At 68.3% G+C, this 20,046-nt stretch carries 22 protein-coding genes, 2 tRNA genes and 1 other RNA gene; 11 read left to right on the top strand and 14 right to left on the bottom strand.

The features are described 5' to 3' along the window. Positions 1 to 154: 154 nt before the first annotated feature. The 6 genes from acpP to INQ41_RS09745 form a co-directional block, all read right to left on the bottom strand. On the bottom strand, positions 155 to 394 hold the full coding sequence (gene acpP / locus INQ41_RS09720; RefSeq protein ID WP_036192674.1) for an acyl carrier protein: 240 nt from the start codon (positions 392 to 394) through the stop codon (positions 155 to 157). A gap of 167 nt (positions 395 to 561) precedes the next feature. Then, a complete protein-coding gene (gene fabG, locus INQ41_RS09725; protein ID WP_193984020.1) occupies positions 562 to 1,308 on the bottom strand; it encodes a 3-oxoacyl-ACP reductase FabG in 747 nt (248 codons plus the stop codon). A 46-nt stretch (positions 1,309 to 1,354) separates the two neighbouring features. Continuing rightward, positions 1,355 to 2,293 carry an ACP S-malonyltransferase gene (gene fabD, locus INQ41_RS09730; RefSeq protein ID WP_193984021.1) on the bottom strand — a complete coding sequence of 313 codons (939 nt, stop codon included), beginning with the start codon at positions 2,291 to 2,293 and terminating at the stop codon, positions 1,355 to 1,357. Between the two features lie 121 nt (positions 2,294 to 2,414). Beyond that, on the bottom strand, positions 2,415 to 3,395 hold the full coding sequence (locus tag INQ41_RS09735; protein ID WP_193984023.1) for a beta-ketoacyl-ACP synthase III: 981 nt from the start codon (positions 3,393 to 3,395) through the stop codon (positions 2,415 to 2,417). Positions 3,396 to 3,606: 211 nt separating this feature from the next. Next, complete coding sequence (rpmF, locus tag INQ41_RS09740) at positions 3,607 to 3,801, bottom strand: 50S ribosomal protein L32 (protein WP_043957651.1); 195 nt, start codon at positions 3,799 to 3,801, stop codon at positions 3,607 to 3,609. Positions 3,802 to 3,883: 82 nt separating this feature from the next. Next, positions 3,884 to 4,420 (bottom strand): YceD family protein, encoded by a 537-nt coding sequence (locus INQ41_RS09745; protein ID WP_193984025.1) that lies wholly within the window; start codon positions 4,418 to 4,420, stop codon positions 3,884 to 3,886. 168 nt (positions 4,421 to 4,588) lie between these two features. Between INQ41_RS09745 and INQ41_RS09750 the strand changes: the two genes are divergently transcribed. Next, a complete protein-coding gene (locus INQ41_RS09750) occupies positions 4,589 to 4,951 on the top strand; it encodes a hypothetical protein (RefSeq protein ID WP_193984027.1) in 363 nt (120 codons plus the stop codon). 2 nt (positions 4,952 to 4,953) lie between these two features. Then, on the top strand, positions 4,954 to 5,529 hold the full coding sequence (locus INQ41_RS09755; protein ID WP_193984029.1) for a Maf family protein: 576 nt from the start codon (positions 4,954 to 4,956) through the stop codon (positions 5,527 to 5,529). A 26-nt stretch (positions 5,530 to 5,555) separates the two neighbouring features. On the opposite strand, the gene INQ41_RS09760 is transcribed toward INQ41_RS09755, so the two are convergent. After that, a complete protein-coding gene (locus tag INQ41_RS09760) occupies positions 5,556 to 7,424 on the bottom strand; it encodes an ArnT family glycosyltransferase (RefSeq protein ID WP_407074272.1) in 1,869 nt (622 codons plus the stop codon). Between the two features lie 214 nt (positions 7,425 to 7,638). On the opposite strand from INQ41_RS09760, the gene INQ41_RS09765 reads away from it, so the two are divergent. From INQ41_RS09765 to INQ41_RS09780, 4 genes are read left to right on the top strand one after another with little or no spacing between them, the layout of a single operon-like run. After that, positions 7,639 to 8,565: an AAA family ATPase gene (locus tag INQ41_RS09765; protein ID WP_193987320.1), complete on the top strand. Its 927-nt coding sequence runs from the start codon at positions 7,639 to 7,641 to the stop codon at positions 8,563 to 8,565. Between the two features lie 51 nt (positions 8,566 to 8,616). Next, positions 8,617 to 9,582 (top strand): DUF58 domain-containing protein, encoded by a 966-nt coding sequence (locus INQ41_RS09770; RefSeq protein ID WP_407074273.1) that lies wholly within the window; start codon positions 8,617 to 8,619, stop codon positions 9,580 to 9,582. Positions 9,583 to 9,628: 46 nt separating this feature from the next. Then, positions 9,629 to 11,578, top strand: coding sequence for a transglutaminase family protein (locus INQ41_RS09775; protein ID WP_193984033.1), 1,950 nt, complete (start codon positions 9,629 to 9,631; stop codon positions 11,576 to 11,578). Continuing rightward, positions 11,575 to 12,060, top strand: coding sequence for a Slp family lipoprotein (locus INQ41_RS09780; protein WP_193984035.1), 486 nt, complete (start codon positions 11,575 to 11,577; stop codon positions 12,058 to 12,060). Before INQ41_RS09775 ends, INQ41_RS09780 begins: the two co-directional genes overlap by 4 nt. Positions 12,061 to 12,075: 15 nt before the next feature. Here INQ41_RS09780 and INQ41_RS09785 read toward each other — a convergent pair whose 3' ends face one another. The 4 genes from INQ41_RS09785 to dnaX all read right to left on the bottom strand — a co-directional run bounded on the left by INQ41_RS09785 (position 12,076) and on the right by dnaX (position 15,450). Further along, positions 12,076 to 12,429, bottom strand: a complete 354-nt coding sequence (locus tag INQ41_RS09785) for a histidine triad nucleotide-binding protein (RefSeq protein ID WP_193984037.1) — start codon at positions 12,427 to 12,429, stop codon at positions 12,076 to 12,078. Positions 12,430 to 12,492: 63 nt separating this feature from the next. Beyond that, the gene (gene recR / locus INQ41_RS09790; RefSeq protein WP_193984039.1) at positions 12,493 to 13,089 is read right to left on the bottom strand and encodes a recombination mediator RecR; all 597 of its coding nucleotides are present in this window, start codon (positions 13,087 to 13,089) and stop codon (positions 12,493 to 12,495) included. Positions 13,090 to 13,129: 40 nt separating this feature from the next. Further along, positions 13,130 to 13,450 carry a YbaB/EbfC family nucleoid-associated protein gene (locus INQ41_RS09795; RefSeq protein ID WP_043957642.1) on the bottom strand — a complete coding sequence of 107 codons (321 nt, stop codon included), beginning with the start codon at positions 13,448 to 13,450 and terminating at the stop codon, positions 13,130 to 13,132. A 122-nt stretch (positions 13,451 to 13,572) separates the two neighbouring features. Continuing rightward, positions 13,573 to 15,450 carry a DNA polymerase III subunit gamma/tau gene (gene dnaX / locus INQ41_RS09800; RefSeq protein ID WP_193984041.1) on the bottom strand — a complete coding sequence of 626 codons (1,878 nt, stop codon included), beginning with the start codon at positions 15,448 to 15,450 and terminating at the stop codon, positions 13,573 to 13,575. 236 nt (positions 15,451 to 15,686) lie between these two features. Between dnaX and INQ41_RS09805 the strand changes: the two genes are divergently transcribed. Both INQ41_RS09805 and ffs read left to right on the top strand, forming a co-directional pair. Next, positions 15,687 to 15,779: transfer RNA gene (locus INQ41_RS09805), tRNA-Ser, on the top strand. Positions 15,780 to 15,804: 25 nt separating this feature from the next. Then, positions 15,805 to 15,901, top strand: an RNA gene (gene ffs / locus INQ41_RS09810) — signal recognition particle sRNA small type. A 29-nt stretch (positions 15,902 to 15,930) separates the two neighbouring features. On the opposite strand, the gene INQ41_RS09815 is transcribed toward ffs, so the two are convergent. Continuing rightward, a complete protein-coding gene (locus tag INQ41_RS09815; RefSeq protein ID WP_193984043.1) occupies positions 15,931 to 16,689 on the bottom strand; it encodes an MBL fold metallo-hydrolase in 759 nt (252 codons plus the stop codon). A gap of 1 nt (position 16,690) precedes the next feature. Next, the gene (locus tag INQ41_RS09820; protein ID WP_193984045.1) at positions 16,691 to 17,440 is read right to left on the bottom strand and encodes a 3-deoxy-D-manno-octulosonic acid kinase; all 750 of its coding nucleotides are present in this window, start codon (positions 17,438 to 17,440) and stop codon (positions 16,691 to 16,693) included. A 22-nt stretch (positions 17,441 to 17,462) separates the two neighbouring features. Here INQ41_RS09820 and INQ41_RS09825 point away from each other — a divergent pair, with 22 nt between their 5' ends. Then, positions 17,463 to 18,518 carry a glycosyltransferase family 9 protein gene (locus INQ41_RS09825; RefSeq protein WP_193984047.1) on the top strand — a complete coding sequence of 352 codons (1,056 nt, stop codon included), beginning with the start codon at positions 17,463 to 17,465 and terminating at the stop codon, positions 18,516 to 18,518. Positions 18,519 to 18,566: 48 nt separating this feature from the next. On the opposite strand, the gene INQ41_RS09830 is transcribed toward INQ41_RS09825, so the two are convergent. Continuing rightward, positions 18,567 to 18,974, bottom strand: a complete 408-nt coding sequence (locus INQ41_RS09830; RefSeq protein ID WP_193984049.1) for a DUF6165 family protein — start codon at positions 18,972 to 18,974, stop codon at positions 18,567 to 18,569. Positions 18,975 to 19,111: 137 nt separating this feature from the next. Between INQ41_RS09830 and INQ41_RS09835 the strand changes: the two genes are divergently transcribed. Then, a tRNA-Ser gene (locus INQ41_RS09835) sits at positions 19,112 to 19,202 on the top strand. Between the two features lie 136 nt (positions 19,203 to 19,338). Next, positions 19,339 to 20,043 (top strand): PP2C family protein-serine/threonine phosphatase, encoded by a 705-nt coding sequence (locus INQ41_RS09840; RefSeq protein WP_193984051.1) that lies wholly within the window; start codon positions 19,339 to 19,341, stop codon positions 20,041 to 20,043. Positions 20,044 to 20,046: the final 3 nt, after the last annotated feature.

Here is a 20,046-nt window from a genome sequence, read left to right on the forward strand (position 1 = left end):
GAGCAACTCCGCTGGTCGACGCGCTGGCACGGAGCCGGCAAGCGCGCCGGGAAAGTCTGGGTCGTTTAAAGACACAAGGCCGCATGATGCGGCCCCGGTCTGCATTGCCTGACGCGAGGCGCCGATCCATGACCGGTCGCAACGCGTGGGCGGATTACGCCTTGACGTGCGTCGTGACGTAATCGATGGCCTGCTGCACCGAGGTGATCTTCTCGGCTTCCTCGTCCGGGATCTCGCACTCGAACTCTTCCTCGAGGGCCATCACCAGCTCGACGGTATCGAGGGAGTCAGCGCCCAGGTCGTCCACGAACGAAGCGTTGTTGGTGACTTCCTCTTCCTTGACGCCAAGCTGTTCGACCACGATCTTCTTGACGCGCTCTTCGATGCTGCTCATTGGTATTCACTCCTCCCGTACGGGATATTCGATGGAATAGTGTAGTGGAATCGAAGGCCAGCGGACTATCCGGCAGACCCTTTCACTTCGGTTCGCGCGTCCTGCGCTGTGGCATTGCGGTATCAGGGGATGCGGTTTGCGGCATGCGCTATCAAGGCATGCTCTTGTCAAGGCATGTACATGCCGCCGTTCACGTGCAGGGTCTCCCCGGTGATGTAGGCCGCGGCCGGTCCGGCCAGGAACGCGACCGCCCGGGCGATGTCCGCCGGGTCGCCGAAGCGCCCCAGCGCGATCTGGCCCAGCATCGCCTCGCGGCTGTCCTCGGGCAGCCCGCGGGTCATGTCGGTATCGATGAAGCCCGGCGCGACCACGTTCACGGTCACCCCGCGGCTGCCGATCTCCTTGGCCAGCGACTTGCTGAAGGCGATGATGCCTGCCTTCGCGGCGGCGTAATTGGCCTGGCCGGCATTGCCAGTCACGCCGATCACCGAAGCGATGTTGATGATGCGGCCGCGCCGGGCCTTCATCATCGAGCGCATCACGGCCTTGGAGGTGCGGTAGACGCTGCTCAGGTTGGTATCGATGACCGCCTGCCAGTCCTCGTCCTTCATCCGCAGCAGCAGGTTGTCGCGGGTGATGCCGGCGTTGTTGACCAGGATCGAGATCGGGCCGATGTCTTTGCCGATCGCATCGATCAGGGCGAGCGTCGCGGCGCCGTCGGCGACATCGATCACGCGGCCGTGCCCGCCAGCCGCCGCGAGGCGTTCGCCAATCGCATCGGCGCCGGACTGGGAGGTCGCGGTGCCGATGACGGTCGCGCCCTGGGCGGCAAGCTCGTCGGCAATGGCGGCACCGATGCCGCGGCTGGCGCCGGTGACCAGTGCAATTTCGCCGTTGAGGGGCTGATGGCTCATAGAGGGATCCTGTACTCGCACCGGCGCAGTGCCGGTGAAGGGTGGGTTATTTCCAGTCCGCCAGGGCGGCTTCGAAGTCGGCCGGCGCGCCAAGGGCGCGGGCATCAAGGGACTTGTCGATGCGCTTGACCAGTCCGGTCAGCACTTTCCCGGGACCGCACTCGGCGACCGCCGTGGCGCCGTGCCCGGCCAGCGCCAGCACGCAGCGCGTCCACTGCACCGGCAGGTAGAGCTGACGGACCAGCGCGTCACGGATCGCGTCGACAGAGTCGTTGGTTCGCGCGTCGACGTTCTGGACCACGCTCAAGGTGGGCATCGCCCAATCAAGGTCCTCCATCGCCTGAGCGAGCTGGTCGGCGGCATCGCGCATCAGCGGCGTGTGCGAGGGCACGCTGACGGCCAGCTTGATCGCCTTGCGCACGCCACGCTCGGCGAGTTGCCCCAGGGCTTCATCAACCGCAGCAGCATGACCGCCGATGACGATCTGGCCCGGCGAGTTGTAGTTGGCAGGCACCACGACCTCGCGGCCGGAGACGCTGCGGCACACCTCCTCCACCAGCGCATCGTCCGCGCCAAGGATGGCGGCCATTGCGCCGGTACCTGCAGGCGCGGCTGCCTGCATCAACTGGCCACGAAGGCGCACCAGCCGGGCTGCCTGATCCAGCGGCAGCGCGTCGGCGGCGACCAGCGCGCTGTACTCGCCAAGGCTGTGCCCGGACAGGACGACCGGGCGGGTACCGCCGCGGGCCTGCCACGCGCGCCACACCGCGACGCTTGCAGCCAGCAGCGCCGGCTGGGTGAATTCGGTCTGGTTGAGCTGCTCGCCCGCGCCCTCTCGGCTCATCTCCCACAGATCGACGCCAGCACCCTGGCTGGCCTCGGCAAAGGTCTGCCGGACCAGCGGCTCCTGCGAGGCAAGCTCCGCGAGCATGCCGGCGGACTGGGATCCCTGGCCGGGAAAGACGAAGGCGATGGATGGGGACATGGTGTGTGCTGCGGCCGACCAATCAAAGCCGGCCATGATACGCGAGCATCCCGGCAAGGCGTCTGTACTGCGGCGTAGGGTTCAGTCGAGCCACTGCACGCCGCCGTGCGAGCGCTGGTCCTCAGTAGCGCAGCAGCGCCGAGCCCCAGGTAAAGCCGCCGCCGAAAGCCTCCAGCAACAGCAACTGGCCGCGCTTCACCCGCCCGGACCGAACCGCCTCGTCGAGTGCGAGCGGCACCGAGCCCGACGAGGTGTTGCCGTGCTTGTCAACGGTGACGATCACGCGCTCCATCGGCATGTCCAGCCGCCGCGCCGTGAGCTCGATGATGCGCAGGTTGGCCTGGTGCGGGATCAGCCAGTCGATCTCGCTGCGGTCGATGCCGTTGGCTTCCAGGGTTTCCTCGACCACCGCGTCCAGCGCCTTGACCGCGTGCTTGAACACGTCATTGCCGGTCATCATCACCTTGACGCCGGCATTGTGCTCCTCGGGCTTGAAGCCCACCGAGACGCCCACCGGGTTGTACAGCAGCTCCTTCTTGCCGCCGTCGGCGTGCAGGTGGGTGCTGAGGATGCCCGCCTCCGAATCGGCTTTCAGCACCACCGCGCCGGCCCCATCGCCGAACAGCACGCAGGTGCCGCGATCGGTCCAGTCGAGCATCCGCGTCAGGGTTTCCGCGCCAATCACCAGGGCGGTCTTGGCCGCGCCGGAACGGATGAAGTTGTCGGCAATCGAGAGCGCGTAGACGAAGCCCGAGCAGGCCGCGTTGACGTCGAAGGCCGGGCAGCCGTTGGCGCCGAGGCGATGCTGGACCAGGCAGGCGGTGGACGGAAAGATGATGTCGGGCGTGGTCGTGCCGAGCACGATCAGGTCGATCTCGGACGCCTCCACCCCGGCCGCTTCCATCGCGCGCATCGCGGCGTGGTAGGACAGGTCGCTGGTGGTTTCCCCTTCCGCGGCGATATGCCGCTGGCGGATACCGGTGCGCGAGGCGATCCACTCATCGCTGGTGTCGACGATCCTGGACAGGTCGTCGTTGGTCAACACCCTTTCCGGCAGGTAGCTGCCGGTGCCCGCAATGCGGGAATAAATACGTTCAGTCATCACCACTCCGCGGTCGAAGCCTTCACGCGGAGAACCGCGCCCCCAGCTAGCAGACCCGATTGACGGCGCAGGCGCAAGCGTGGGCCAGCCGGCGAGGCCGCATCACGCCCTTCAGCCTTGCGTGTAGGACAGACACAAAAAATCGCCCCGGCGCCGGGTGGCGCCAGAGGCGATCGGCATGCCGGCGATCCGGCACGCGGTCACGAAGGAGTTATTCTTCGTCGACGAAGCTGGTCTTGGTGTCCATGACCTTCTTGCCGCGGTAGTACCCGTCAGCGGTCACGTGGTGGCGGATATGGATCTCGCCGGTGGTCGGGTCGGTGGACAACTGCTTGGTGCCCAGCGAGTCGTGGCTGCGGCGCATGCCACGCTTGGAGGGGGAAACGCGGGACTTCTGGACAGCCATGGTCTTAACTCCAGGGAAAACTCAAAAATATGCAGGTTGATGGCCCGGAAACCGGGCCGGATCGCAGGAACAGCCCGTAATTCTAACTCGGGTCGTCCGGTTTTTTCTTCAATGACGACAGCGCGGCGAAGGGATTGACGCGCTCCAGGTCGGCTTCGGGAATCGGCCAGTCGGCCTCCATCGCCTCGGTACCGGGTTTCACCGGGACCACCGGGATCGCGAGGATCAGTTCGTCCTCCACCAGATCCAGCGCAGACAACATGCCGTCTGCTGGCATCAACAACGGCTCGTACCCTTCCGGCAGCGCCGCTTCATCGGCTTCCTGGCGGATCAGACCGAGTCGCTGCACGACGTCGACCGGAAACAGGAAGCGGGTCAAGGTGCGCTGGCACAACAAGGGCAGCTCGGCTTTCGCATGCAGCTCCGCGTACGGTACCTGCAGCTCGTCGCTGCCGAAATCCAGCGTGTAGGCGACTTCGCCGTCCGCATCGACAAGACTTCCTGCCAGCCGCGGCAGCGACGCCAGTGGCGCGCGTCCCGCAAGCCCGCGCCGCGCTGACACCATGCGCCACGCATCCAGCAACTCGGGCACAGACGGTTTGGTTGAGTCAGCGGACATAAGCCGGACGATGTTAGGGATCGGGCCGGGGCGTGTCAAATCATGCAGAGAGAGCACAAGGTGCAGCAACAGCGTGCCGGAACGCCGCCGCCGGGCGGGGCCGTCCGCGTTTGCCCCGCGGGAGCCGGGCGCGGCAGACTGGGCGCTCACCCGACTGGCCCGCTGCCCGTGAATCCACTCCTGTTTCCGGTCGTCATCGCCGCGGCGCTGATCCTGCTTGTCGCCGTCCGCTATGGGCTGCGCCGCCGTCGCCATCAGGAAATGCAGCGGCTGCTGGACTCCGCCGACGCGCTGGAAGCGCGCCTGCGTGCAGCGCGTCGACAGATCGAGGCGGTGACCGGGGAAAGCGACGCCGATCCGGTGCATGAGGCGATGCGGGAAATGCTTCGCCAGCGACTGTGGCTGCGTGAGCAGGGCGCGCAGGCGCGGGTGGCGGAGCTGCACAGCGTCCGCCTCTCGATCGACCAGGCGCGCGAGCGCATCGAGCGCCAGCTGGAACGGGTCGAGGAAGCGCAGATGCTGGAGGTCTGAGCGTGGCGACACTGATCCTGGCGTCCGGCTCGCGTTATCGGGCGCAACTGCTCGAGCGGCTGCGAGTGCCGTTTACCGTGGCGTCGCCCGAAATCGACGAGACGCCTTTGCCTGGGGAATTCCCGGCGTCGCTCACCCGCCGGCTGGCCAACGCCAAGGCCGACGCGGTCGCGTCCCGCTTCCCCGGCGCCTGGGTACTGGGTTCTGACCAGGTCGCCGATATCGAAGGCCGCATTCTTGGCAAACCCGGGGACCACGCAAGCGCCGTGCGTCAGCTCACCGCCATGTCCGGGCGGACCATCCACTTCCACACCAGCATCTGCCTGCGCCACGACGATGGCCGCCGGCTGCAGGCGCTGGACATCACGACGGTGCGTTTCCGGGCGCTCTCCGCCGATGAAATCGAACGCTACCTGCAGGCCGAGCAGCCCTACGACTGCGCCGGCAGTTTCCAGTGCGAGGGCCTGGGCATCAGCCTGTTCAAGGAGATCCAGTCGCGCGATCCGACCGCGCTGGTCGGACTGCCGCTGATCGCCACCGCCGACCTGCTGCGCGACGCAGGCTTCGCGGTTCCCTGAGCCGGTTGGCAACCGGGCCGACTGGCTCAGCGCACCTCGATCGGCTGCTCCGGCCACGCCTCCACGCTGCCGTCCGCGCCGTGCAGGCGCAGGCCCAGCCAGTGGCGACCCGTGGTGACATCCGCGCCCAGTTCCACCCGACCGCTGAAGCCTACCCGCGGCTGGTTGGGATCGTTGCTGATGCGCCAGAACGCGGCGGTGCCGGGCTGGCTGGCGCCATAGGCGACATCCGCCACCGGCTTTCGGTCCAGGGTCACCTCGACCCGTTCCAGGCCCACGCCGTCCTTGAACGCCCAGCCTGCGATATCGAAGCTGCGTGCCACGCGCTGACCGCTGACGGGACTGTCTATCCACGCCATCGCCGGGGCGGTGCAGTTGCCCGCGGTCGGCATGGACGAATCGAAGCGGAACAGCAGGAAGCGCTGGCGCCCGTGGTCCACGTTCACTACCTGCGGTGGCGGCAGCGGCCCCAGTTTCCGGCACAGGTGGTGATAACGCTCCAGCAAGTGCTTGTACTGGACATCGCTGGACGCGATCACCAGCAGCACCGGCGCGTCGGCCCAGGCCTGACCGAACTGCGCCGGCCACGACTCACGCGGCCCCGCCGCCAGGTTCCAGAGCTGCAACTGCGGGGCACGGCCGTGCTTGATGTTCAAGGGATGGTCCAGCACGGGGATGCGCGGATCGCCCAGGGCGAACCCGAGCTCGGCGCCGATCTTGAAACTGCCCGCCACCAGGCGCGCGTCCGGACCCATCTGCCCGCGCTCCAGGCGCACGGCATCGGCCAGCTCGTCCCAGCCGGCGAAGTTGGACGGGTACCACTTCTCCGCCGCCGCGCGCGCGCGCAGGTCCGGCACCGACACCGCGACGTAATAGCCCATCACCATCACCAGGCCGAGGCCGGCGGTCAGCCAGGTCAGGCCACGCAACCAGCGCGGCCACGCGTCCAGGACCGCGGGCAGCAGCGGCAGCAGCGCCAGATAGCCGGGCAGCGGCCAGTGGAAGCTGACCCGCTCGGTGTCAGCGAAGAACCCCAGCGAAAAGAAACCGAGCACCAGCAGACCGCCGAGCAGCGCGAAATACCGCGATGCGGGTAGCGCGCCCCGATAGCCCCGCCAACCCGCTGCCAGCAGCGCGGCAAACAACAGCGGGGTGACCATCAGTGCCTGGATGACGACAAAAAGAATGCCGTCCCAGTGGAACGCCCACGGGTGCCGGTCCACCAGCTGGAAGCGCAGCCCGGCATCGGCGTTGCCCAGGTTCCAGGCCACCAGTGGCGCCCAGGCCGCGGCGCCAATGGCGATCGCAGTCCACACGCGGGGGTCACGCAGCGCCTTGCGACCGTCGCGGACCAGCAACAACGCCAACAGACCGACGCCGATCACGGCGATGAAGCGGTAGTGGCTCAATGCGCCGATCGTCAGGCCCAGCGCGAGCTCAAGGGAGGCTCCGGCGCTGAGCTGCCGCAGCAACCGCGCGCCGGCGTCGATGCACAGCACCGTAGCCAGCGCCATCGCTGCATCCGGCAGCGCCAACAGGCCCAGCGTCCCCGCCAGTGGCAACAGCAGCGCGAAACTGCCTGCCTGCCAGCCGTGCACCGGCCCGTACTCACGCGCGGTGATCCGCATTATCAGCCAGGGGACAGCGGCGGCAATCATCAGGAACGGCAGACGCAGCCCCAGCTCCGTATTGCCGCCCAGGCTGACGCCCAGGCGGGCCAGCCACGCCGTCAGGCCCGGCAGGTCGGAATAGGCGGGTGCCAGATGCTGGCCTTCCAGCCAGTAAAAGGTCTCGTCGACGAACAGCGGCAGGCGCGCGGCAACCAGCAGCTTGACCGCCAGCACCGCGATGAAAAGCACCAGGAACCAGCGGTACGCGGAACGCTCGGCAGGCAGCGGTTGCAGGTAATCGGCCGCGGCGGGCTGACGATGATCGACAGCGGGGGTTTCGCGCATCAACAGGGGTCCTAGTTACACTCGGGGAACTACTTGCAGCCGACCGGCAACAGCCGCCAACGCGCCTGCAGGCGACATGGGACGATTTCTGGAGAACACGATGGCGGTATCAACACCGACGCCGGGCCACGAGGCCGCGGTGTCGAAGCCGGGCATGCTACCCGAGCATCTGCGTAAATCCCTTGACGCCGCACAAACGCAGGTCAACCGCCTGGTGCTGGGCAAGTCGCGCGAGGTGCGCCTGTCCTTCGTCGCCCTGCTGGCCGACGGTCACCTGCTGATCGAGGACCTGCCGGGTCTGGGCAAGACCACCCTCGCCCACGCCATGGCCGCGACCTTGGGGCTGGACTTCCAGCGCGTGCAGTTCACCTCCGACCTGCTGCCGGCGGACATCGTCGGCTTGTCGATTTTCGATCCGGCGACGCGCGACTTCCAGTTCCACCCCGGCCCGGTGTTCACCCAGGTCCTGCTGGCCGACGAGATCAACCGCGCACCGCCGCGCACCCAGAGCGCCCTGCTGGAGGCGATGGCGGAGCAACAGGTGACCGTTGATGGCACCACCCATGCCCTGCCCGCGCCCTTTTTCGTCATCGCGACCCAGAACCCGACCGACTTGTCGGGCACCTATCCGCTGCCGGACTCGCAACTGGACCGCTTCCTGATGCGACTGGCGCTGGGCTACCCCGGCCATGACGCCGAGCGCGAGCTGCTGGCCGGACGTGACCGCCGCGACCTGATCGCTGCGGTGACGCCGGTGCTGTCGCGCGACGACGTGATGGCGCTTCGCGACGCCGTCAGCCGGGTGCACGCCAGCGATGCGCTGATCGACTACGTGCAGGCGCTGCTGGCGCGCAGCCGCAGCCATCCGGGCGTGCGCGTCGGGCTTTCGCCACGGGCCGGCCTGGCCCTGCTGCGTGCGTCCAGGGCGTATGCGCTCCTGCTGGGTCGCGACCACGTGCGACCCGACGACGTGCAGGCCCTCTTTTCCGCAGTCGCGGCGCACCGGCTGGTCGCCGACGCCGAGGCCGGCAGTGACGCGGCGCTCGCCAAGGCGATCCTGCACGCCGTCGCGGTGGACTGAGCAGCGGTGGCAGGAGAAGCCGCGTCGCCGGCGTCGATCGAGCGAGTCCCGATCGCGCGCGGCATCCGCAAGCGGGTGCACGGCTGGGCCCTGACCTTCACCCGACCGCGCGATCCCGAACCGCTGCCGGTCACCTTCGACCGGCGTCGGGTCTATGTGCTTCCCACCCGGTTCGGCCTGTTCTATGCCGTCCTGGTCGCGACCATGTTGCTGGGCGGCTTGAACTACAACAACAATCCCGCGCTGCTGCTGGCACTGCTGCTCGGCGGCACCGGCCTGGCCAGCCTGGTCGCCGCGCAGCTGCAGCTCAGCGGACTGGCGGTGACCGCGATCGATGCCGAACCCGTGCCTGCCGGCCAGATGATGCTGCTGCACGTGCATGCGAAGGCCGCTGACGGGCGCGTGCGGCGCGGCCTCCAGGTCGCGTTGGATCCGGATCACGAGGACCCGGCTTTGCTGGACCTCCAGCCCGGCAATGGTCAGGCGCAGCTGTTGATCCCGACGTCGCAGCGCGGCTGGCTGGACCTGCCGCGGCTGCGGATCGCTACCTGCCATCCGCTCGGCCTCGCCCGGGCGTGGTCGCACGTCTGGCCGCAGACTCCCCTGCTGGTGTACCCGCGCCCGGAGACCGACGGCCCGCCTCTGCCCGAGGGCTCCGGTGAGGACGCCAAGGCGCGTCTCCACCCCAGCGGCGAGGATCCCCACCACCTGCGCGGCTACCGCCATGGCGACTCGCGGCGGTCCATCGCGTGGAAGCCATCGGCGCGCCACGAATCCCTGCTGGTGCGCGAATACCAGCAGCCGGCCGGGGCCGATATCGTGCTGGACTGGCACAGCGTTGGCGCCCTGCCGCACGAAGCAAGGATCAGCCGCCTGGCCCGCTGGGTCGACGAGGCCGAACGCGACGGCCGCCGTTACCGCCTCACGCTGCCTGCGCAGCCCGCCGTCGGCCCTTCGCAGGGCCCCGGCCACCGTCACGACTGCCTGCGCGCACTGGCGCTGATGCCCCGTGGCTGAGCGCAAACCCGTTGCGACGTTAGATCCGCACAGCCGGCGCTGGACGATGGCAGCTGCCGCGGTCTGCGTGTTGCCGCTGCTTCTGCAATTGCCGTCGCCGCTGGGCCTGCTGATCGGTGGCAGCGCGGTCGCCGTCGCCGCGCTCTCGTGGCGCAAGCCGCTGCACGCGCTGGTGCGCCTGCTGCTCACCTTGACCCTGCTGGCCGCCGTCATCGCGCTGTCGGGCTCGCATTTCGGCCGCGATACCGGGTGCGCGATCCTCGCCGCGATGCTGGCGATGAAGCCGGCCGAAACCCGGGGCGTTCGCGACGCGCGAAGCCTGCTCGGCTTCGCCCTGTTCGCTCCGTTCGCCACCTTCCTTCTCGACCAAGGACCGTTGAGCCTGTTGCTGGGACTGGCGGGCGTTGCCTTGGCCCTGATGGCGCTGCTGCGCCTGACCGACATCGAGTCGGGCATCCGCGACGCCACCACGACCCGCGCTCGTTTCGGCTCGGTGGGTCGACTGGTGCTGCTGGGCCTCCCGCTGGCGCTGGCGGCATTCTGGCTGTTCCCGCGGCTTGCGACTCCGCTGTGGGGCGTTCCGGAGCGCACGCTGGCACGAACCGGCCTGTCCGACGAGATGTCGCCGGGCGACTGGATCGACCTGATGGCCGACGATACCCCGGCGCTGCGGGTGCGATTTTTCGGCACCACCCCGCCCACCTCGCAGATGTACTGGCGCGGACCGGTCCTGTCCGACTTCGACGGCCGCACGTGGGCCCGCAGCCGCCGGTCCACCGGCCTGCCCCCGGCCGCCGTGACCCGCGCCAAAGTCCTGTGGGACTACCAGGTCGAAATCGAGCCGACCGAGCGCCGCCAGATGGTCGCCCTGGAACTCCCCGTCGAGGCACCCGGCGATAGCCGGCTGGGCCATGACCATGAGCTGTTCTCCCCGCGGCCGCTGAGTTCGCTGACGCGCTGGCGGATGCAGTCGTCCCCGCCAGAGACCTTCGAGGCTGATCTTGCCGGCCCGCTGCAGCAAGCGACGCTGGCGCTGCCGGCCGGATCCAATCCGCGCACACGGGCGCTGGCCGCGCGCTGGCGCAGCGATGCCGACGACGACCAGGCCATCGTGCGCCGCGCCATGCAGTGGATCCGCAGCGACTTCGCCTACACCCTGAGCACGCCGCTGGCCGGGCGCCACGCCGCCGACGAGTTCCTGTTCGACCAGCAGGAGGGTTTCTGCGAACACTTCAGCTCGGCCTTCGTGATCCTGATGCGGGCCGCGGGCATTCCCGCGCGCGTGGTCACCGGCTATGTCGGCGGCTACCGCAACCCGATCGGCGACTACTGGCTGGTGCGGCGCTCCGATGCGCACGCCTGGGCCGAGGTCTGGCTCGACGGCCGCGGCTGGGTCCGGGTCGATCCGACCGCCGCGGTCGCACCCGAACGCATCTACGACACCCTGGATGACCGCCGCCCGGGCGCCGACAGCCTGTTCGGGCGGATGCTGGGCGGGGATGCCAGCCGCCTGTTCAACGCCACCGACTGGCTGCGGCAAAGCTGGAACCAGCTGGTGCTGGGCTTCGATGCCGAGCGCCAATCGCGCCTGCTGCGGCCGCTGGGGATCGAGCGCCTGGATGGCGTCCGCCTGGGATTGCTGTTCGGTCTGGCGGCCGTGTCGGCGCTGCTGTGGATGGCATGGCTGTCGCGGCGGGCGGAGCGCCAGCGCGACCCGGTGCTGCGGGCGTGGCACACGCTGGAACGTCGCTACCGCCGGCTCGGTCTGGGCCGCAACCCCGACGAACCCGCCATGACATGGGCACAGCGGGTCGCCGATGCCGGCCCCGGCCCGGCCGACGACTTGCTGCGGCTCAGCCGGCGTTTCAGCAATTGGCGCTACGCTGGGCGTGACGACCACAGCGCACGGGCGTCGCGGCAGTTGATACTGTCCCTGCGTCGCCACCGGCCGTCACCGCCCCATGCCGCTTCACCCGGAAACGGAGAACACCGATGAAGATCCGTCACGCCATGCTCGTCCTCGCGACGCTGCTGCTGGCCGCCTGCGCCAGCCAGCCCAAGCCGCTGCAGGGCGATTTCGCCCAGATCACGCCCCACGATGCCAACAGTGTCGACCGCACCGGCGCCCTGGTGCGCTGGGGTGGCCGCATCGTGCAGGTCGAGCCGCAGCCCAACCGCACCTGCTTCGAGATGATTTCCACCCGCCTGAATGTCTACGGCCGGCCCTACTGGGCGACCGATGATGTCGGTGGCCGGTTCATCGCCTGTCGCGACGGCTTCTACGATCCGGCGCTGTTCCAGACCAACCGCGAGGTGACCTTCACCGGCCGCATCGACGGCTACGAGAACCGGCGTATCGGCGAATACGATTACCGCTTTCCCCGCGTCGCCGCCGACGTGATCTACCTGTGGCCGATCCAGGAACGGGTCGACGTCATCACCCGGCCGGCGCCGTGGCCGTGGTGGGGTTACTGGTAGGTCGCGGCGGCCGGTTCAGCCCGGCACACCAAAACGCCCCAGTGGCGCGCCAGCCAGCAGGTGCAGGTGGATCTGATACACCGTCTGGCCGCCGTGGTCGTTGCAGTTCATCACCACCCGGTAGCCGTCCTCGGCCAGGCCTTCGCGCCGCGCGTATTCCGCAGCCGCGATGACCAACCGGCCGACCACCGCCGCCTGATCCGGGGTGAGGTCGTCCAGCCGCGGAATCGGCGTCTTGGGCACGAACAGCACGTGCACCGGCGCCTGCGGTGCAATGTCACGGAAGGCGATCAGGTGCTCGTCCTCGAAGACGATGTCCGCGGGTATCTCGCGGCGGATGATCTTGCCGAAGATGGTCTCGTCAGTCATGCCACTACTCCGTTGGGTACAGATGAACGTCCAGATGAACGTCCCGATCAATCGGCCGGTCGCTCAGGACATCTCGCTGCGACTGCCAAAGGCGTGGGAAAGCGTGCCGCGGTCGACATACTCCAGCTCGCCACCGAGCGGAACCCCATGGGTCGGGCGACTCGGGCGCACCTTGTACTGGCGCGCCAGCTGGCCCAAGTAATGCGCGGTGGCCTCGCCTTCCACCGTGGGGTTGGTCGCCACGATCAGCTCGGACACCTCACCCTCGGCCAGGCGTGATGCCAGCCGGTCCAGGCCCAGCTCGGCCGGGCCGATGCCATCCAGCGGGCTGAGCCGACCCTGCAGCACGTAATAGAGGCCGCGGTAACCGGTGGCCTGCTCGATCGCCAGGCGGTCGGCGGGGGACTCGACCACGCACAGCTGGTGGACGTCGCGGCTCGCGCTGGAGCAGGTCGGGCACACCGGGGTTTCGCTGAAGTCGCGGCAGCGCTCGCAGTTGCCGATCCGGTCCACCGCGGCGGCCAGGGCGTCCGCGAGCCGCTGGCCCCCAGCGCGCTCGCGCTCGAGCACGTGGTAGGCCATGCGCTGGGCCGACTTCTGCCCCACGCCGGGCAACACCCGGAACGCCTCGATCAACTGCTCAAGCAGCGGCGAGCTCATCGTGGAAGGCGCACTGGGCGTTTACGTGGGCGAAGCACGATCAGAACGGCAGCTTCATGCCCGGCGGCAGTTGCATGCCGGCGGTCGCCGAACCCATGCGCTCCTGCGACGCGGCATTGACCTTGTTGACGGCGTCGTTGATCGCTGCGGCGATCAGGTCCTCGGCCATCTCCGGATCGGCCAGAGCCTGCGGATCGATGCGCACCTTGCGGCACTCCATGCGGCCGGTCAGGGTCACGCTGACCATGCCACCACCGGCGTTACCGATGACCTCGATGTTGGCCAGCTCTTCCTGCGCGCGCTGCATTTCTTCCTGCATCTTCTGCGCTTGCTGCATCAGTTGGGCAATATTTCCACGCATATCGTCTACTCGTCCAAGTGGGTGAATGATGTTCGGCAGACCAGAGATGAAGGCAGCACGCTCGGCTCTCAAGGGCCGCCTTCCAGGTCTGCGGTCGGTGCCGCACGGCCCGCCGCCACTGATCAGGCGTCGCCGCGCGGCCGGATCGAATCGGCCACCACCGTGGCGCCGCCGGCGATCAGCGCACGCACCTGCGGATCGGACATGAAGCTGTCCACCGCGGCACTCCTGCGCGCATCGCGGGCCTTGTCGTTGCGCTCGCGCAGCGACACGCCGCCAACGGTGCTCGCTTCGAAGCGGATTTCCGGATCGCCGCCCAGGGAGGTGGCCAGCGCCTTGACGATCTGCGCCACCAGAACGGGCTTGTTGAGCAGCTCGTCTTGCGGGGACAGACCCAGGCGCACCACGCGTCCCTCGCAGGCGATGAAACCCACGTGCTCGGCGAGCACGCGCGCCGGTCCCTTCAGCGGACTGGCCACCACCCAGGCGTGCCAGGCGTCGGCATCGGCGATGACGGCCCCTGCAGGCACTTCATCGGATGCAGCGTGCGGAGCTGGATGCGGCTCGCTGACCGATGCTGTCGGCTCGGGGGCAGTCGTCGCAACGGCGACGGCCTCCGACTCGTCTTCCAGGCTGAAGAACGGGGCTTGCTCGCGCTCGTCGTGGTGGTAGGTGTCCGGGCTCCGTCCGGCGGCTTCCGGCGTCTCGGGGCGCGCTTCGGCAGGCACATCGGCAATGCCCGTATCAGTGGGAGCGCGCGCACGCGTTGGCGTTGGCGCAGGACGGGGCGTGGCCGGCAGCAGCGACTCGTGCGCGGAGGCGGAGGCTGAGGCAGGCCCCGACGCGGAACCGGCTCCGGCAATGCCACCCGCGGTCACACCAGTGCCGCCACTCGCCGGACCACTGCGTGCCGACTGCGGCCCCGCGGGACGGAACGCCAGCATGCGCAGCACGCTCATCTCGAAACCGGCGCGCTGACTGGGAGCCAGTGAGAGGTCGCGACGGCCATTGATCGCCATCTGGTACCACAGCTGGACCAGCTCAGCCGGGACCCTGGTCGCCAACGCATCGATGGCCACGCCATCGACCTCGATGCTTGCCCCGGGCACCAGCTGGCGCACCTGGATGCGGTGCAGGGCATCGCTCAGCGCTTCCAGCACGCCGGCCCAGTCGGGCGAGAACTCCGCCAGCGCGGCGACCTCCGCCATCAGCGCAGCGCCATCGCCGGACGCCAACGCGTCCAGCAACGCGCCCACGCGGGTCTGGTCGACGGTACCCAGCATCGTGGCGACCGCGGCGTCGGTGAGCTGGCCACCGGTGTAGGCGATCGCCTGGTCCAGCAGCGACAGGCCGTCGCGCAGGCTGCCGTCGGCCGCGCGGCTGATCTGGCGCACCGCGCCGGGTTCGACCGCGATGCCCTCGGCCTGGAGGATCTTCTCCACCTGGCCGCCGATCTGCTCCTCGTCCAGGCGCTTGAGGTTGAACTGCAGGCAGCGCGACAGCACGGTTACCGGCAGCTTCTGCGGGTCGGTGGTGGCGAGCAGGAACTTCACGTGACCGGGCGGCTCCTCCAGCGTTTTCAGCAGCGCGTTGAACGCCGACTTCGAGAGCATGTGCACTTCGTCGATCAGGTAGACCTTTACCCGGCCGCGCGAGGGCATGTACTGCGCGTTGTCGATCAAATCGCGCACATCATCCACGCCGGTGTTGGACGCGGCGTCGATTTCCAGCAGGTCGATGAACCGGCCCGCGTCGATGTCGCGGCACGAATTGCACTCACCGCAGGGATCGGCCGACGTGCCCTGCTCGCAGTTGAGCGACTTGGCGAAGATCCGCGCGATCGTGGTCTTGCCCACGCCGCGGGTGCCCGAAAACAGGAACGCGTGATGCACCCGGCCGCTGTCGAGCGCGTTGGTCAGGGCGCGGACCACGTGCTCCTGCCCGACCAGTTCGGCGAAGCGCTTGGGTCGCCACTTGCGGGCGAGGACGAGATAGGACATCGATAACCTTGGGCAAGTCCGGCAGGGAACGCCCGCGCCCCGGAATCGGCCGGCACGGACGCAGCGCCACCATTGTGCCACGCCGCCCCGCGCTCCCATCCCGGATCAAGCGCCCGGCCCTCGCGGCCAGAGAAGGATTTGACTTGTCCCCTTGCCCGCGCGGCGCTAGACTTTGCGGCTTCGTTGCGTTCCGGCCGGATTGGCGGCGCGACGGGGATCTGAAGCGTTTCAGATGCGGAGAGGTGTCCGAGTGGTTGAAGGAGCACGCCTGGAAAGTGTGTAAGCGTCTAAACCGCGCTTCGGGGGTTCGAATCCCCCTCTCTCCGCCAGATGTTGCAGTTGTCCATGGTGGCCCCGTCGGCCCCTCGCGACGCTAGGTTGAAAACTCCGCCAGGGCCGGAAGGCAGCAACGGTATTGACTGATGCGGGCGCCGAGGCAAGTTGGCGGGGCTGCCACCTTTTTGGCTGCCGGAGCGCAGCTCAGGCGACGTCGACCTGCATTGCGGTCGTCGGCTTCAGCGCCACCAATTCTCCCTGCCGGCCGATCCGGTAGCCGCGCGCCTCCAGCGCTTCGCCCTCCTGGGCACTGCCGTAGTGGTACAGCAGGCAGCGCTCCAGCAGCACCTGCGGGTATTCCCGCTCCAGATCGTCGATACCGCTGTGCGACGGATTGCCGTGCAAGGCGCAGTCGTGGGCGATCAGTTCGCCCGCATCGGCCATCCTGGCGAGCATTTCCGGGATCGGCCGGGTATCGCCTGTCCACACCAGGCTGCCGTGCAGGCGCAGGCCGAACGCGGTGTCAGGCCAGTGATGGCGGACGGGAAAGACCTCCAGGCGCACACCCTGGTGCCAGAACGACTCGCCCACCGGAATCACCTGGAAGGCATCCCAGAAGTTCGCCCCACCCTCGGCCAGGGGATTGGGGTAATCACCCACCCGCTGATGCAGCAACGGCACCAGTTTGGCGGGCACGTACAGCCGGATCCGACCGCGCAGCGACGGATTGAAGTAGGCCTCCACGAACAGCCGCTCGAAACCGGCGACGTGGTCCAGGTGCGTGTGGGTGATGAACAACGCCTGCGGCGCTCGCCCGTAGTGGTCCAGGAATGCGGTCAGGCCCTCGCCGCCGCAGTCGATCGTCAGCCAGGGCTGGCCGTGGCGCTCGATGGTCGCCATGGCGGAGCCCAGCTCGACCGCCGAGGCGTTGCCGACCCCCTGCAGGCGCAGATCCCACGCCACGTCAGTAACCCCGTTCCCAGACATTGTCATAGGCCCGGCGCAGGCGCTCGAAATCGCGCTCCACATCGGCCACGGCGCGATTGCCGCGCACCTTGAGCAGCGAGCGCTTCAGCCTTGCCAGGTTGCGCTCGCGCCAGCCCGTGGCCGGGATGACGATGCGGCCGCGGTCCAGATCGATCACCCAGCCGCGGCCACGCGAATCGAACATCAGGTTGTGCGCATTGAGGTCGGCGTGGTCGAGGCCGGCACGGTGCGCTCGCGCGACCAGCCGGCCCGCTTCCTCCCACGGCGCGCCGTCGCCGGCGACGATCGCGCGGTCCGCCAGCGTACGCACGTCCGGCAGGCGCTCGATCAGGATCGCGCAGCGGTAGAACAGGCCCTCGCGGCGGTACATGGCCGCGATCGGCGGCGGCACCGGCACCCCGCGCTCGATCATCGCCCGCGAGAGGCGAAACTCGGCAAAACTGCGCGTGCTCATTGCGCCGCGCCAGACATAGCGGTCGCGGCTCAGATTGGCTACCAGCCCGCCGCGCAGGTAGCGTCGCAGGACGGCCTGGCCGAAAGGCGCATCCACGAACCAGGCCCCGCCGCGGCCGCCGCTTTCCACCGGTCGCGCCTGATGCTGCCACCAGGTCGGAGTAAACCACTCCGGCTCGGCTTGCCGTACCCGCTTGGTGTCGAACAGAATCGCCCCATAGCCGCTGCCTTCGCGGAATGGCGTCAATCCTTCGGCAGAGTCGAACCCCGTCATTCCCCGGAGTCTAGCAATTAGCATGCCCCCTGCACCCGCTTCGATCTGCCTGCTGCGCCTGTCCGCGCTGGGCGATGTCACCCACGTGGTCCCGTTGGTGCGCACGCTGCAGGCGGCATGGCCGGAAACGCCACTGAGCTGGATCATCGGCAAGGCCGAGCAGCGCCTGCTGGAAGGCCTGCCCGGGGTGGAGTTCATCGAGTACGACAAGAAATCCGGATTCGCCGGCATGCGCGCGCTGCGCCGGCGATTGAACGCTCGCGCCGGCGGCAAGTTCGACGTGCTGCTGCAGATGCAGGTTGCCGCGCGTGCGAACCTGCTCTCGGCGGTGGTTCCGGCGCGCACCCGGGTCGGCTATGACCGCGCCCGATCACGCGACGGCCATGGTTTGTTCGTCAACCAGCGCATCCCGGCGCGCCACGGAATGCACGTGCTGGATGCGATCGGCAGCTTCTGCGAGCCGCTGGGACTGCGCCAGGAGCAGGTCCGCTGGGACCTGCCGGTTCCGGCGGATGCCCGCGACTGGGCCCGCGCCCAGTGGGAGACAGACGATGTCCGCACGCTGATGATCTCGCCCTGCTCCAGCCACGTCCTGCGCAACTGGCACGCCGAGCGCTACGCAGCCGTCGCCGACCACGCGATCGAGCGCGGCTGGCGGGTGGTCCTGTGCGGCGGTCGCAGCGAGCTGGAGCGGCAGACCACCGACGCCATCGTGCAGTCCATGCGCGGCAGCGCGCTCGACCTGGTCGGCAGGGACACGCTGAAGCAGCTGCCTGCGCTGCTGGAGCGGGCCGACCTGCTGATGACCCCGGACTCGGGACCGATGCACATTGCCAACGCGATGGGAACCAAGGTGCTCGGCCTGCACGCGGCCAGCAACCCGGCGCGCAGCGGGCCCTACAGCGATCGCCGCTACTGCGTGGACCGCTATGACGACGCCGCGCGCCGGTACCGGGGCAAGCCCGCCGCCGAGTTGCGCTGGGGTGCCAAGATCGAACAGCCGGGAGTGATGGACCTGGTGACCGTCGATGATGCGATCGCGGCCTTCGAGCGCTTTGTCAGCGACACGGCCGGCTGAGCTGCAACCTGCCTTGGTTGAAGGCAGCTCAAGCCGGGCCGCCAGCGCTTACCCGGGGTCGGCGTTGCGGTAGTCCTGGTAGGACTTTTCCTCGACGTAGCTGGAACCCAGGGCGAGGTTGATCTCGCGCTTGAGGCGCGCGCGCTCATCGTTCTCGAAATAGACGCTGCGCGCCAGACGGATGAACTCCTCATCGAACTCGCCGGCTTTTTCCTTGAGCCGGATGTCGTCCTCAATCACCCAAAGCCGCTCGTTGACCGCCTTCAGCTGCGCGCGAAGCTTGACCACGTCCTTGCCCGCGGCGGGGTGCTCCATCCAGGTCTTCTGCAGCGCGCCCAGCTCCTTGTGGATGTTCTCCAGCTTGGCCGCATCAGTCATCCGCTCGGACTTGATGGACAGGATTGCGATCTTGTCGAGGAGCTCGCCAAAGGAGACGGGAACAAGGATTTCGGACATGGGGCACCCGCTGGGAGGAAAGCGGACAGTCTACCGCCAGACAGGATCGCGGGCGGCGCGCGCGGCGCTTGTACGCGAATCACGGCCACCGTATCATTGCGCCCCCACGACCCCGGTCTTGATGTCGGCGGTTCACCGGAGAGGTGGCAGAGTGGTTGAATGTACCTGACTCGAAATCAGGCAGGCGTTTATAGCGCCTCGGGGGTTCGAATCCCCCCCTCTCCGCCATATTTGCATTCTGCAACGGCTGCCTCTGCAGCCCTTTGCCGTGCCCGCCCGTTGCGTTTGCGTGTCCGTATGCACGCCCCGGCAGCGTTAACGTATGTGAAGACACTCCCGACGACGTCACCGGCGTGATCACCCCATGATCGAATTTGGACACCTGACCCACGTCGGCCTGCGTCGCGAGCTCAACGAAGACAGCTATTACGGCGACAGCGTGCTGGGCCTGTGGCTGGTCGCCGACGGTATGGGTGGCCACGACTACGGCGAGGTCGCCAGCGCCCTGGCACGCGAAACGATTGCCCGCGAAACCCGCGACGGCACGCCGCTGGTGGATGCGATCCGCATCGCCGACGAGGAGATCATCAGGACCTCGCGCCAGCGCCGCGACGCGCTACCGATGGGGACCACCGTGGTCGCGGCCCGGGTCAACGGCAGCCGCTTCGAGGCCGCCTGGGTCGGCGACAGCCGCGTCTACCTGTGGCGCGACGGGCAGCTGGTGCAGTTGTCCAAGGACCACAGCTACGTGCAGGAACTGATCGCCAGCGGTGCGATCACCCGTGACCAGGCGCGCAGCCATCCGCACCGCAACGTGGTCACCCAGGCACTGGGCGTGACCGATCCGCGCAACCTCAACGTGGCGACGGTAAGCGGCGAGATGCTGCCGGGCATGCAGTTGCTGCTGTGCAGCGACGGTCTTACCGAGGAGGTGGAGGACGAGCAGATCGCCAAGGTGCTGGCGCTGCGCGACCGCAGCGCCCAGGAATGCGTCGACACCCTGATCGCCGCCGCGCTCGACGGCGGCGGCTCGGACAACGTGACCGCGGTGCTCATCCGCAGCCACTGAGTC

The organism is Lysobacter ciconiae (genome assembly GCF_015209725.1).
Taxonomy (GTDB): domain Bacteria; phylum Pseudomonadota; class Gammaproteobacteria; order Xanthomonadales; family Xanthomonadaceae; genus Novilysobacter; species Novilysobacter ciconiae.